At 54.4% G+C, this 13,129-nt stretch carries 14 protein-coding genes; 4 read left to right on the top strand and 10 right to left on the bottom strand.

Annotated elements, in window-relative coordinates; genetic code table 11:
• Positions 1-22: 22 nt before the first annotated feature.
• From BMY01_RS11180 to BMY01_RS11155, 6 genes are all read right to left on the bottom strand, one after another.
• A complete protein-coding gene (locus BMY01_RS11180) occupies positions 23-961 on the bottom strand; it encodes a DNA-methyltransferase (protein WP_081353888.1) in 939 nt (312 codons plus the stop codon).
• A 282-nt stretch (positions 962-1,243) separates the two neighbouring features.
• Entirely contained in the window at positions 1,244-2,707 is a 1,464-nt protein-coding gene (gene ubiD, locus BMY01_RS11175; protein ID WP_074747180.1) for a 4-hydroxy-3-polyprenylbenzoate decarboxylase, read from the bottom strand.
• Positions 2,708-2,745: 38 nt separating this feature from the next.
• Positions 2,746-3,618, bottom strand: a complete 873-nt coding sequence (gene ubiA, locus BMY01_RS11170) for a 4-hydroxybenzoate octaprenyltransferase (RefSeq protein WP_074747178.1) — start codon at positions 3,616-3,618, stop codon at positions 2,746-2,748.
• Entirely contained in the window at positions 3,615-4,157 is a 543-nt protein-coding gene (locus BMY01_RS11165; protein ID WP_074747175.1) for a chorismate--pyruvate lyase family protein, read from the bottom strand. Before BMY01_RS11165 ends, ubiA begins: the two co-directional genes overlap by 4 nt.
• Before the next feature lie 247 nt (positions 4,158-4,404).
• Positions 4,405-4,728 (bottom strand): hypothetical protein, encoded by a 324-nt coding sequence (locus BMY01_RS11160; RefSeq protein WP_074747173.1) that lies wholly within the window; start codon positions 4,726-4,728, stop codon positions 4,405-4,407.
• Between the two features lie 345 nt (positions 4,729-5,073).
• The gene (locus BMY01_RS11155; RefSeq protein WP_074747170.1) at positions 5,074-5,493 is read right to left on the bottom strand and encodes a response regulator; all 420 of its coding nucleotides are present in this window, start codon (positions 5,491-5,493) and stop codon (positions 5,074-5,076) included.
• Between the two features lie 606 nt (positions 5,494-6,099).
• Between BMY01_RS11155 and BMY01_RS11145 the strand changes: the two genes are divergently transcribed.
• Positions 6,100-6,333: a hypothetical protein gene (locus BMY01_RS11145; RefSeq protein WP_139176879.1), complete on the top strand. Its 234-nt coding sequence runs from the start codon at positions 6,100-6,102 to the stop codon at positions 6,331-6,333.
• Between the two features lie 424 nt (positions 6,334-6,757).
• On the opposite strand, the gene BMY01_RS11135 is transcribed toward BMY01_RS11145, so the two are convergent.
• The 4 genes from BMY01_RS11135 to hda form a co-directional block, all read right to left on the bottom strand.
• Positions 6,758-7,861 carry a tellurite resistance/C4-dicarboxylate transporter family protein gene (locus BMY01_RS11135; protein WP_074747162.1) on the bottom strand — a complete coding sequence of 368 codons (1,104 nt, stop codon included), beginning with the start codon at positions 7,859-7,861 and terminating at the stop codon, positions 6,758-6,760.
• A 29-nt stretch (positions 7,862-7,890) separates the two neighbouring features.
• The gene (locus BMY01_RS11130) at positions 7,891-8,883 is read right to left on the bottom strand and encodes a FecCD family ABC transporter permease (RefSeq protein WP_074747160.1); all 993 of its coding nucleotides are present in this window, start codon (positions 8,881-8,883) and stop codon (positions 7,891-7,893) included.
• Positions 8,884-9,047: 164 nt separating this feature from the next.
• Complete coding sequence (locus BMY01_RS11125; protein WP_074747158.1) at positions 9,048-9,710, bottom strand: histidinol-phosphatase; 663 nt, start codon at positions 9,708-9,710, stop codon at positions 9,048-9,050.
• Positions 9,707-10,381 (bottom strand): DnaA regulatory inactivator Hda, encoded by a 675-nt coding sequence (gene hda, locus BMY01_RS11120; RefSeq protein WP_074747156.1) that lies wholly within the window; start codon positions 10,379-10,381, stop codon positions 9,707-9,709. Before hda ends, BMY01_RS11125 begins: the two co-directional genes overlap by 4 nt.
• A 206-nt stretch (positions 10,382-10,587) precedes the next feature.
• Here hda and purM point away from each other — a divergent pair, with 206 nt between their 5' ends.
• From purM to BMY01_RS11105, 3 genes are read left to right on the top strand one after another with little or no spacing between them, the layout of a single operon-like run.
• The gene (purM, locus tag BMY01_RS11115) at positions 10,588-11,646 is read left to right on the top strand and encodes a phosphoribosylformylglycinamidine cyclo-ligase (protein WP_074747154.1); all 1,059 of its coding nucleotides are present in this window, start codon (positions 10,588-10,590) and stop codon (positions 11,644-11,646) included.
• Positions 11,647-11,696: 50 nt separating this feature from the next.
• Positions 11,697-12,335: a phosphoribosylglycinamide formyltransferase gene (gene purN / locus BMY01_RS11110; RefSeq protein ID WP_074747152.1), complete on the top strand. Its 639-nt coding sequence runs from the start codon at positions 11,697-11,699 to the stop codon at positions 12,333-12,335.
• Positions 12,332-13,096 (top strand): DUF3108 domain-containing protein, encoded by a 765-nt coding sequence (locus BMY01_RS11105; protein ID WP_074747150.1) that lies wholly within the window; start codon positions 12,332-12,334, stop codon positions 13,094-13,096. The genes purN and BMY01_RS11105 overlap by 4 nt, the downstream gene beginning before the upstream one ends.
• Positions 13,097-13,129: the final 33 nt, after the last annotated feature.

The following is a 13,129-nucleotide window of genomic DNA, read 5'->3' as shown; positions in this document are numbered from 1 at the left end:
TTCCATCTAGCAGTTGTTCCCGTCAGATCTCAGGAGACGTATTAGTCCAAAAGTGGTCTGGTTTCGTTGCAACTTTTTCGTTCGTTTTGGGGATATAAATTTCGCGATCTAGAGGGCGAGCTTGAATCGTACCTCGCAACGTATCCAATAATCGCTCCTGTGCCGTCTTAATGTACCCTTCATCTAGCTCTGCCCCAACAAAACGTCTTTTCTCTAGAAGAGCCGCTACGCCTGCACTAGCAACGCCGGCAAACGGATCTAGCACCACTCCTTCTTTTTGGGTCAAAGCCCTTACCAATCGCTGGACTAGGGCGACGGGAAACTGGCAAGGATGCTGGGTCTTTTCTACATGATTCGCTTTGACGTTTGGAATTTCCCAAATGTCGCTAGGATTCTTTCCTTTGGGGTTTCCACTGAATTCGCCCTTCCGGGGCCCCTTGGAATATCTCTTGCCAGGGTATTTCTGAGGAACTCGCACAGCATCAAGGTCAAAGTAATAGGCCGCACCTTTGGTGTACCAGAGAATAATCTCATAACGACCACTGAACCGGCTACGACAATGTAAGCCATGACCAAATGTCCAAACAATACGGTTCCTTAACTGCAGCTCTTGGAAGTCTTTTAGGATATCGTAGATAAGAAAATCCAAGGGGATGACTGTATTGTTCTTTACGTGAAAACCAACTTGCCAGCAGATACTGCCCCCAGGCTTTGTGATACGGATAATTTCGGGGAGTAATCTACGGTGGGCTAAGATAAAGGTTTCGATATCGTCGCTGTAGGCTTCATATTTCTTGCCCATACAGTAAGGGGGAGAAGTAACGGTGAGATCAACCGATTCATTAGGAAGCTGTTCAACAAGCTCAATGCAATCACCCTCGAACAGTCCGGCAGCTGGGGCCTGACTCTCAATGACTCTTGTAATGAGTGTTTCAATGTCTTTAAAAATCAGGTCATTCATCTTTTGACGCAGCTCCCCTTAGAGTGAGCGCAATAGCGGTTTTTCGGGTTAGACCTAGCCTCCACTGGATGGATCAAGGCCAATCTGAATGTTTTTATTTCTGACAGGCGCTCCCGACCTACAGCAATGTGAGTATTAAGTCGTTAAGGACATCCATATGACGACAATATAGGGTCTCTGTAAAGGTGCCAAGAATAAATAGGTGACTTCATATCGTTACATGTCATTATGATAGACGTAAGTACAATTGCTGGTCGTCCATCGGGTGCAAACTGAATACCGTCACAACCCCAGGTCACTCCATATCTCCTCCACTTTCGCCTTCACCTCGTCATCCATCACAATCGGTGTTCCCCATTCGCGGCTGGTTTCACCCGGCCATTTATTGGTGGCATCCAACCCCATTTTTCCACCTAGCCCGGATACAGGGCTGGCGAAATCGAGATAATCAATCGGCGTATTTTCGACGATCAGCGTATCCCGCGCGGGGTCAACCCGCGTGGTGATGGCCCAGATAACTTCCTTCCAGTCACGGATATTGACGTCATCATCGGTGACGATAATGAATTTGGTGTACATGAATTGCCGCAGGAAGCTCCACACGCCGAACATGACGCGCTTGGCGTGGCCGGCATACTGCTTTTTCATGCTCACTACCGCCATGCGATAGGAGCAGCCTTCCGGCGGCAGGTAGAAATCGACGATTTCGGTGAACTGCTTTTGCAGCAGGGGGACGAACACTTCATTGAGCGCCACGCCAAGTATGGCGGGCTCGTCCGGCGGCTTGCCAGTGTAGGTGGAGTGGTAGATCGGATCGCGGCGCATGGTGATGCGCTCGATGGTGAATACCGGGAAGGTTTCCTGTTCGTTGTAGTAGCCGGTGTGGTCGCCGAAAGGACCTTCCACTGCTGTCTCATCGGGATAGATGTATCCTTCCAGCACGATTTCAGCACTCGCGGGAACCTGCAAATCGTGCGTCAGGCATTTGACGATTTCCGTTTTCGCACCGCGCAGCAACCCTGCGAACTGGTATTCGCTCAGAGTATCCGGCACCGGAGTGACCGCGCCGAGTATGGTTGCCGGGTCCGCTCCCAGGGCTACTGCAATGGGATAGGGTTGTCCCGGATTGGCGAGAGTGAAGTCACGGAAATCCAGTGCGCCGCCCCGATGCGCGAGCCAGCGCATGATGACTTTATTGGGCGCGATCACCTGCTGGCGATAAATACCGAGATTCTGGCGGGTCTTGTGCGGCCCCTTGGTAACGGTCAGCCCCCAGGTGATCAGCGGGCCTGCATCCCCCGGCCAGCAGGTCTGGATCGGCAGTTTGCCGAGGTCCATGTCCTTGCCTTCCCAGACGATTTCCTGGCAGGACGCCCTTGAAAGCTCCTTTGGCGCCATATTGAGCACCTGTTTCAGCACGGGCAATTTCTCCCATGCGTCTTTCAAGCCTTTGGGAGGATCGGGTTCTTTCAGATAGGCGAGGAGCTTGCCCACTTCACGCAGCGCCTCGACCGAATCCTGCCCCATTCCCATCGCGACGCGCTTGGGCGTGCCGAACAGATTTCCCAGCACAGGAATGGCATGCCCCCTGGCTTTTTCGAACAGCACGGCCGGACCACCCGCTTTCAGCAGACGGTCGCAGATTTCCGTCATTTCCAGATGAGGATCGACTTCAACCGCTACACGCTTCAGTTCGCCCTGTCTTTCCAGTTGCGCCATAAAATCGCGCAGGTCCTTGTACTTCATTTACGCCCTTTACGTTTCGGGTCCCCGGCTCCGGTGCCTCAATAAGCCGCCCTTGCCAGGTAATCCAGCGCGATACCGGCAAATATCGTTGCGCCCACCCAGTTGTTGTGGAGAAAAGCCTTGAAACAGCGCCCGCGGTCGCGGTCGTGAATCAGGCCGTATTGGTACAGGATCAGCCCCAGCGCTGCTGCAAGACCAATGTAATAAACGGCACCGAGATTGTGGATCAGGCCGATGGCAACCATGCCCGCGAGGAAAACCGCGTGGCACAGCATCACACCGGCGACGTCGAAACGTCCGAACGTGATGGCGGAAGTTCTGATGCCGATCTTGAGATCATCCACCTTGTCCACCATCGCATATTCGGTATCGTAGGCGATCACCCACAAGAGGTTTGCACCCATCAGGAACCAGGCAAGGAACGGCACTTCCCCCGTCTGAGCGGCAAATGCCATGGGGATGCCGAAGCTGAAGGCAATGCCAAGGTAAGCCTGCGGCATGGCGAAAAACCGCTTGGTGAAAGGGTAGCTTGCGGCGAGGAACAGGGCAACAAACGAAAGCCCGATGGTAAGCCGGTTCAGCGGCTGGATCAGCAGGAACGCCACGAGGCTCAAGCCCGCTGCCAGCAGCAGCGCTTCCCTGGCGCTCACTGCTCCAACCGCCAGAGGGCGGTTCCGGGTGCGCTCGACATGTCCATCGAAATCGCGATCGGCATAGTCGTTGACGACACAACCGGCGGAGCGCATCAGCACCGTGCCCAGCACGAATATCAACAGGATATCCAGCCGTGGCACGCCTTCCGCCGCCAGCCACAAGCCCCACAGGGTGGGCCACAGCAACAGCAGAATGCCGATGGGCTTGTCCAGCCGCATCAGCTTTTCGTAATGCACGAGACGTTGAGTGAGTGTCACGCAAGCTCCAGGATGGAAGGAAGGAATACTTCGGTAACCAATATGGACTGGCCATGCAGCGTGAATAGGGAGCGGCGCGCCCACAGATTCCCCGGCTGTACCCGCAATTTGCGGCAGGCGCGGATGAAAAGCGGGTGAGCTGCAGTCAGCTTCTTGAAGCGGAGCGGTGTACGCTTGACGATAGGATTGGTAAACAATACTGTCCCCAATGACTTGTTGCCAAGTCCAATCAGACTGCGCCATGCGCCGCGCAAATCTTTCCGTGCCACCACGGAATGGGCAAATACCACCGGCGTCTCGCCGCAATATAAATACACTTCCCGCACCAGGGCCAGTTCATCCCGCCGTAAATTCATTACGGCCAGCTCATCGTCGCAGACCGTCGCCAGCGACTGGAACACGGGCTTGACGCTGAACTCACCGCAGCAGCGGCGTTGAATAAGCTGGGTAAGAGAGCCGCGATTTTGCAACCAGCCCCGGGCGCGGGGCGATATGGAGGAGGGTGCAGGATGCCAGTCCGATAGCTGGGCAGCATTCATTCCGGAAGAGCTGAAAAGGTTGAATTATGCCGCATAATCCAGCCCGGCTGAATCCCCAGTCCACCTTTGCCTCCTTTGTCTCTTAACTTTTCCCTTGGAACAATACTGGATCGTGCCAATGCGACAGGCGGGGCATCCGCCATCAAGGCGACATGCGCATGTTTGCCGAAACCTAATCCCGACAGAATACGCCACTGGGCGGGTTAGTCCAGGCAATGGGTACGGCCAACCGGGGGACGTGATGTATTCACTTCCGCAACTGGCAACCACCCAAGCGTTCGCATTCAGCAATCAGGTCAATAGTGGTATAGCTTGTTTCATCAATGAAGGCAGTTATCCCTCCTTCTCTATAGAAATACCCGCCGGTCTCGCTCTTCCTGAATGCCAGTTCGTCAGGGAACGGAGCGCCATCATCCTTCATAAGCCCCAAGCGTCTTGCGGTTTCGCGTGACATAACTCCATCTGCTTTATAGAAAAAAAGGCTGTGATAGAGGACAGCGGCAAACCCCGATATGGCAGTCCCAGTAACCAGTATGGCAACAACAGCAGGAATAAACGCTCGTCTCATCATTACATTAATACTCCTGAATCTCCCAACCCTTGTTGTTCAATAAGCTCAATTAAGCCGCACGCACTCGTCATCACAAACTCTTTCATTCCATAGTACATAATTTGTCTTTTACCATAAAAAACCATGAAAAGTAGATCAGCGCGGAGGAATTTCAGGAAAACTCACCTATGAGTAAGGCGAGTCAGCGAACCGTCAGGACGCTTAGAGGAGCGGTGATAAGTCCAGGGGCAACCCGCGAGAGAATCTATGAATAGAGTAAGTAGAGGGTGCGATAACGGATGATATGGCGAAAAGGCGGGAAATTCCTTGATCTCTTGCAGGATTGTGCTTGTCACCGGGACCTCATTAACGGGCATTATTGGGATGGATGCCTGCTACAGCTGCAACCGTTTCAATCAGCGCGGCGAACCGGACAGGCTTGCAAAGATACTTCTGGAAACCTGCATTGATCGCCTTGACTTGCGCCTCTCCCTCACTCAGTACAGAGAGCGCAATCGCAGGAATATCCCTGCCTTTGTCTGCGGGCAGGTTGCGCACGGCCCGGATGAACTGGTAGCCATCGACGTGGGGCATGATGATGTCACTGACGATCACATCCAGCCTGTGCGCCTGCAGTTGCTTCAATCCCTCGTCGGCACTGAGGCAAACGATGACCTGGACTTGATAGAAAGACAACATGCGTTTCGTGACGTCCAAGGCTCCTGGTTCGTCATCCACGATCAAGACCTTGAGTCCGGAAAGAAGCGCAAAATCTTCTGTCTGCATCCGTGGCCTGCCTCAGATTTGATAATTTGCCCTTGGCAGTGCCAGAAGGCATTGGTTGACGATCAAAGCAGACAGTATCACGCGCTACTTGCGCCAATCGTACGGTATCGCACTCCTCCCTTTCTAAGGATGTTTTATAGAAGTATCAGTTCTTGATTAAGAATGTTAACGATAAGAGGGGTGGGTCTTGGGAAGGATGCTCAAGACCGATTGCGGTAGCGTCGGTAATATCCGTATTGAAAGATATCGTGCCTCGATCGCGACATTGCGGAAGCTGAAGGAGGTAAAGTCAAGTCCGGGAGGTCGATGAACTTAGTCGATGAAGTTATACCGCGAGATCTTCTCCGGCTATCCAAGTGCGAATGCCGACACTCCGGGCTTCCAACCGATCATGAGGATGCTGCAAGTTATACGTCTCATCCTTGAATCAAAGGCAACGAGATCATCTGAAGTCCCCCCATTTGGGTACGGTAGCGAACATATTTTTCGTCCAGAGATGGACAAAAATGTGTCTGAAAAACAGGAATTTTTCCACACGTACGAAAAATTCCATTTGCTCGGCAAGTGGCAGAATGAGCTACGCGCAAAACGGGAGCGAGCAGACTTATGGACAGGGATAACGAGAACTGGCGTTCGCTTTGGACGCTTGAAATGATTTCGCGAATCGCCGTGCATCAATCCGGCATTACGGCCCGGGTGGCTCGCTCACCGGATGATCCAGGGAAAGACCGTATCTCGCTTGAAAATACGGCTCACGTGGACTTGTCGCGCTGGGATCTGGATGAGCTTGCCGATGAAGTAATGGCGCTCTGGTTGGAAGGAAATTTTGAGCGTGTTTGAAGACTGCATACAAGATGTGTCGGAATTATCGCCTTCGGGGTGAGCTGGGTGAATTGACCTCGGTTTTGCAACCCGATTTTTACTCCCTCTCGAGGCCCTATTAGTAACCAACCTCCTTCTGGCGGCGTACTGCAGAATCACTGCATTTCCGTCATAGCGGTAGAGACCACATAGCCGTCCCCGAGATCAATGATCCACTCCCGATACTGGCTCCTTGTCCTCGGCCAGAAGGCCCAAGCTGCTTGGTTTGCAAGCACCTTTACGCTTTCGCGGATCGCCTTGACGGCTCCCCTGGCAGCATCAGTGCTCTTCCCAGATGACACCCAGCACGCGCTTCATCATATATCAGTTAGCTTCCCGGACAGAAATTCGCCCCTATGTATCCGCGCTTACGTGCCTCATAAGCCTGGTTGCCGCAATCCGCTTACTCGGACGCGAATGCGCCAATAAGGGAACGTAGCGTGCCCATCAATGTCAGCGCCCATATCAGCAATGCGAACCAACCCCAATAGTGCGGAATAACCGCCAGGGATTCATTCCCCGCCGCCTTCGCCAGGGCAAGCGTGCAAGCTGTGTACATTCCCATCGGAAAGACCCTGCTCCATGCCGGAGGATCATAAACCTGATATTGCCGACCCAATGCCAGCCGGGACCAGGGAAAAACTTTAACGCACAGCGGTACGGGGCCAGCGATCCCGACACGCATGAATTTACGGATATCCATGATCACCTGATAGGGAATCCACACTGTGCCGACAGCCCAGGCGAACAGGGTCATCCATAATGCACACTCCCGTACACCGTTCCATGCGGGGAGAAGGGGCAAATGCGTGACAAAGTCCGCACCTGCCAGGGTAATGATGGCGGCGGCCCCCATGCAGATCCAGTAAGGAGCGTCCCAGTTCGCAAGTTCGAACCGTCTGAAAAACAGGCAATAGGTTACCAGCGATACGATCACCAGGTACAGGAGGAATCCGAAAGTCCAGAATGCACCCACTGCAAAGTAAACGTAACCAGGCGGTGTTGCCATTGCATCGAGCAGATGAATCGCAAGCAGGGCAACCGAGACCGTGCCCACTGCAACCAGCAGCGTCGCACCGCTCACGATTTCATGGATGGGTTTCGAGCGTGCGGAGACGAGATTGACGACAACGGAATAAATGCATATGAACCAGCCAATCAACGCCACCAGCCAAAGTGACGCTGCCAGCACAGTGGCATGCTCGAAGACAAACAGTTGCATGCCGACCGTATTGGTTCCCACCACGAATGTCAGAAACAGCCAGGCGCGTCGCAGCGTCAGGAAATCCGCCTTCAGATCCGGCAGGAAAAATGTCATCCTCGCGACGAGGACGATGCACAAGGCCAGATAGAAAATCAGATTCAGCACGAAGAGCGCCTTTGCTATGGCGGAAAAACCCATCGCTTCAAAGGCAAGAGATACGATGCCGGTTGCCATCACCATGGCGAAGTAGGCGGGATGAAAATTCCTTACGCCGTTAGTGATGATGGCCCGGTATCGGCTCATGATAACGCCCGTTCATGAGGCGGAAATGATCAAGGTTTTCGTGAAAGCAGCAGCAATAACATCGGTACGCCCAGCAAAGCGGTCAATACACCCACAGGCAACTGTTGGGGCGCCCATAGCGTGCGCGCCAGGGTATCCGCCAGCGTGAGAAAGCTTCCCCCCAATAATACCGCCAGGGGCAACAACCAGCGAAAATTACTGATCCCTAGCAGGCGGACCGCATGCGGCACGATCAGGCCGACGAAACCGATAACCCCCGCGAGCATCAGCGCCGCCACGGTGGCGAGCGATGCGCAAAAATAAATCCCTATTTGCAACGGTAGCACAGCCACGCCTAAGGTTCTTGCCTTCATTTGACCCAGTGCCAAAACGTTCAGGCTCCCGGAAAAAAGCAGGCTCACGGCGGATACGAGAATGAGCGTTATCCAGGCAGGTAACGGTTCTTCGGCACGCGAAACATCGCCCATCAACCAGAACAGCATGCCCTTGACATCGCTCGCCGGCGCAAGGGTAAGAATCAACGTTGTGAGCGCCCCGCAGCCAGCGGACAACACCACACCGGTCAGAAGCAGCCGGTAAAGATTCCAGTTGCCTGCGCGAAAACTCAGGCCGAATACAATGGCAACAGCCGCCAAAGCTCCCCCAAGGGACGTCAGATTCGTCAGCAGAGTTCCCCACCCAAGGAGCATGGCAAGGAGTGCGCCTACGGCTGCGCCCCCCGAAACCCCCAGGATATACGGATCGGCGAGAGGATTGCGCAATAAAACCTGCAACAGCGCGCCCGCCAGTGCCAGAAGACCGCCGCAGGCAAAAGCGGCCAGTACCCGTGGCAACCGAAGTTGCCAGATAATCTGATGGGAGATGCTTTCGGTTGAAGACAGCAGCGCCTGAACGACGCCCGTAACCGGAATATGGACGCTGCCGAACAGCAAGCCGATGAAAAGGCTGCCCATGGCCAGCAGACCGAAGAGAACCAGCAGCAGAGGATACGGATATTTGGCGAAGGCTGCGCCTGATGTCATGTCAATGCGCAGACATTCAATGGCCGCGACTGGGAGGAAGCAGCGGCGGACAGCGGAACAACTGCCGGTTTCCGTCGGGTCGTTTCAGCATAGGCAGCATGGGCTGCTCTTTGCCATCCTCTCGCCCGCCTTTAGCACCCACCTCTACGGCCCCCCTCTGACCGCTATCGCAGGCTAATGACGGGCCACCCGTTTTTTTCCGCATGTGCCCTGAGTGTTGCGTCAGGATCGACCGCCACCGGACGGGTCACTTTTTTAAGCAGCGGCAGATCATTTAAAGAGTCACTGTAAAACCAGCTTTCCAGGAAAGATAACCAGGTCAGGTTATGATGGTCCAGCCAGCTTTCCAGGCGCATGATCTTGCCCTCGCGGAAACAGGGAGGGCCGGAAACCCTGCCCGTGAACTCCCCATCCCTCTGCTCCGGCTCGGTAGCGATGAGATGATTTATGCCGAACGCCCTTGCAATCGGGCCCGTTACAAAACTGTTGGTTGCCGTAATGATGATGCATAAATCGCCCCCAAGCATGTGCCGATTGACGAGCTTGCGCGCCTGCAGTGTGATCAGGGGCAGAATCCTTTTTTCCATGAAATCCCTGTGCCAGGCATCCAGCTGACTGCGAGGATGACGCGACAGGGGCTTCAACTGAAAGTCCAGGAATTCCTGGATATCCAGGGTGCCGGCCTTGTACTGCTCGTAGAATTCGATATTGCGGGCTTCATGAACTTCGCGGTCGAGCACTCCTTGCTCGATGAGGTGCTGTCCCCACTGGAAGTCGCTATCGCCTGCAAGCAGCGTATTATCGAGGTCAAACAAAGCAAGATTCATGAGGCGACCTGCAATAGCTCGCGTACCAGCGGAATGGTTATTTTCCGGTGACTCGCCAGCGAATATTTATCCAGCGCGTCAAGCTTCGCCATCAGGGAAGTCAAATCGCGCCGCTCATGCCGCAGCAGGTAGTCACATACCTCCTGCGGCAAAGCAAGGCCGCGGCTGCTGGCGTGGTTTTTCATGGCTTCCATTTTTTCCTCATCAGTCAATTCGTGAACCTCGTACACCAGGCCCCATGCAAGGCGCGTAAGCAGGTCTTCGCGCAGCTTCAGCTGCGCGGGAGCGACAGAACCGCTTACCAGCAGGAACGCTTGCCCTTCGTCACGGATACGATTATAGAGATGAAACAGTCCGATCTGGGCATCGGCGCCAAGGCGATCCACGTCGTCCACCATCACGCAATCGGCCTCGCTGCCATTCGCGAAAGACGTTCTCTCGCCACATGCGAAATAAAGCGTGTTCATGTCATTGCGCTTGCACTCACTGGCCGCGCCTTGCAGCAGATGACTTTTTCCGCAACCCGTTCCGCCCCATAGATAAACAAAACGCTCGTGCTCCCGCCCCATTAGAATGTTATCCAGGGTTTGCAACAACTCAGCATTGCGGCCCGACACGAAATTGGACAAGGTCGGTGGCGGAGGGACTATGTCCAGCGGCAATTGCTTCATCAACGAGGGAGCTGTTACTGGATATCAGGATAAGAAACAGGCGCTACGGACGCAGACGCAGATCGGGAGTATTGTCCGAAAAACCTATCAAACTCGAACGGTCAGGGGAACGGTGTTGAGGCTCCGTGTTAGGTTCCTTGTGCGCCATTTGCGGTAAAATTGCGGCTTCAAACGCCACTCTATCTGTAACAGGACGAGAATTCAACTTGACCACATCCAAGCCCCCGGAAGAAAACCTCGCTCCACTCTCTTACCATGCTGCCGGCGTCGATATCGATGCGGGCGAACGCCTGGTGGAAAACATCAAGCCCTACGCAAAACGTACCCTGCGGCCGGAAGTGCTGGCTGGCATCGGCGGCTTTGGCGCGCTTTTCGAAATTTCCCGAAAATTCAACAACCCGGTACTGGTAGCGGGTACGGACGGGGTAGGTACCAAGCTGAAGCTGGCGTTCGAATCTGGCAAACACGACACAGTCGGCATCGACCTGGTTGCGATGAGCGTGAACGATATTCTGGTACAGGGAGCAGAACCGCTGTTTTTCCTGGACTATTTCGCGTGCGGAAAGCTGGACGTGGATACCGCCACTCGGGTAGTGAAAGGTATTGCCGCCGGGTGCGAACAGGCCGGATGTGCCTTGATCGGTGGAGAAACCGCTGAAATGCCGGGCATGTATCCGGAAGGCGAGTATGATCTTGCGGGTTTCGCTGTCGGCGCGGTCGAAAAGGATCGAATCATCACGGGCACAACCATCGAGGCGGGCGATGCAGTGCTGGGGCTTGCTTCGAGCGGCGCCCATTCAAATGGCTACTCCCTGATCCGCAAGATCATCGAAAAAAATAATACGGATTTGTCTGCCGATTTCCATGGCAAGGCGTTAATAGACGTAATCATGGCGCCTACCCGGATTTATGTGAAGCCTCTGCTCGAACTCATCAAGCATGTACCGGTTAAAGGCATGGCGCATATCACAGGCGGTGGTCTGCTGGAAAATATTCCACGCATCCTGCCTGAAGACCTTACGGCAATACTGAAGAAAGAAACCTGGGAGATGCCTCCGCTTTTTGCCTGGCTGCAGCGGGGAGGCAATGTGGCGGATAGCGAAATGCACCGCGTTTTCAACTGTGGCATTGGCATGGCTGTCATCGTGGCGCCGGAGTATATCGGCGCTGCCACGCAGTTGCTGCAATCCATGGGAGAAATCGCGTGGCGCATTGGAACCATCCGCGAACGGCGCGCGAATGAATCCCAGACGATCGTCGAGTGAGCAGCGTGAAGCACCGAAGCACGGGCGGATCTGAATCCTGCTGCTGACCCATGAAGTCACTCGTAATCCTTATCTCCGGTCGGGGCAGCAATATGCAGGCACTGCTGGAAGCGAATCTCCCCGCCCGGATAGCTGCGGTCATCAGCAACAAGCCGGGGGCGCCAGGACTCGAAATCGCGCGTAGCCGCGGCTATGAAACCATTGTGTTGGACCAAAGGTCATACCCGGATCGCGAAGCGTTTGACCAGAAACTGGCGGAGGTCATCGATGCCTACGCACCGGATCTCATCGCCCTGGCCGGTTTCATGCGCCTTCTCGGGGGCAGTTTTGTCAGCCGCTATGAAGGCAGGCTGATAAACATTCATCCCTCGCTGCTGCCCGCTTTTCCCGGCCTGCACCCCCACAGGCAGGCGTTGAAGGAAGGTGTGAAGGTGCATGGATGCACCGTGCATTTTGTCACCGCCGAAACGGATCGGGGTCCGATCATTATCCAGGCGGCTGTTCAGGTCATGCCAAGTGATACCGAGGAAACGCTGGCCGCGCGCGTGCTGCAACAGGAACATCGTATTTATCCTGAAGCCGTGCGCTGGTTTATGAAAGATCGGCTGAAGCTCTCTGATAACAGTGTTGAGGTGAGCGATGCCGATTTCGACGATTCTGTTTTATATTCACCGGGACTATCCAAATGAGATTTTTATTTCTAGCCCTGTTGTCGGGAGCAGTTTTTTTTGCTTTTCCCGCTTTTTCCGCTTGCGCTACCTGCGGCACAGAGGTGCCGTCGCGGGTCGATATCAGTTATTCGGTCACATCCGGAAGCCTCGAAGCGGACATGAATGACACACTGAAAATCACTCAGGAAAACGGCGAGCGCCGCTACAGCCTGTACAGCGAGGGCAAGGCCAAAGGCCTGTTGGCGCTGACACAACCGGACACCCTGGTGCGTGACAGTGAAGGCATTATCACCACCCAGGGGACGTTGCGGCCGGAGCGGTTTTCGGATCAGCACGGAAACAAGGTGCCCAAAGTGGCAATTTTCGATTGGAGCAAGAAACTGATCACCCTTCAGCATAAACGCGGGGAAGAGCAAAAAGCGCTGCCTGCCAATGCCCAGGACAAGCTGAGCCTGCTCTACAGCTTCATGTTTACTTCCGCCCCGGGCAAAATGGTAAACCTGCATGAAACCGATGGAAAGCACCTGGATCCGGTGCGCTATGCAGTCAGCAAGGAAACACTGGATACTCCCATGGGCAAGCTCGAAACGATCGTGCTGACGAAGCAGCTGGAAAAAGAAGGGGATCGGGATAAAAAAATCTGGCTTGCCGTCGATCACCATATGCTGCCAGTCCGCGTCGTGGCTACCGAAAAAATCGGCATCGTGACGGATCAGATGGTGACAAAAATAAGTTATGGAGGGCCGATGAACGGCCTAAAACAGGGCCGCCTGCAATAGGCTCGGCTGCGGCAAACCTGTAAAATCACCGGG

The sequence above is a fragment of the Nitrosospira multiformis genome (genome assembly GCF_900110185.1).
GTDB classification, from domain to species: Bacteria; Pseudomonadota; Gammaproteobacteria; order Burkholderiales; family Nitrosomonadaceae; genus Nitrosospira; species Nitrosospira multiformis_A.
This window is presented reverse-complemented; position numbering and strand designations above follow the sequence as displayed.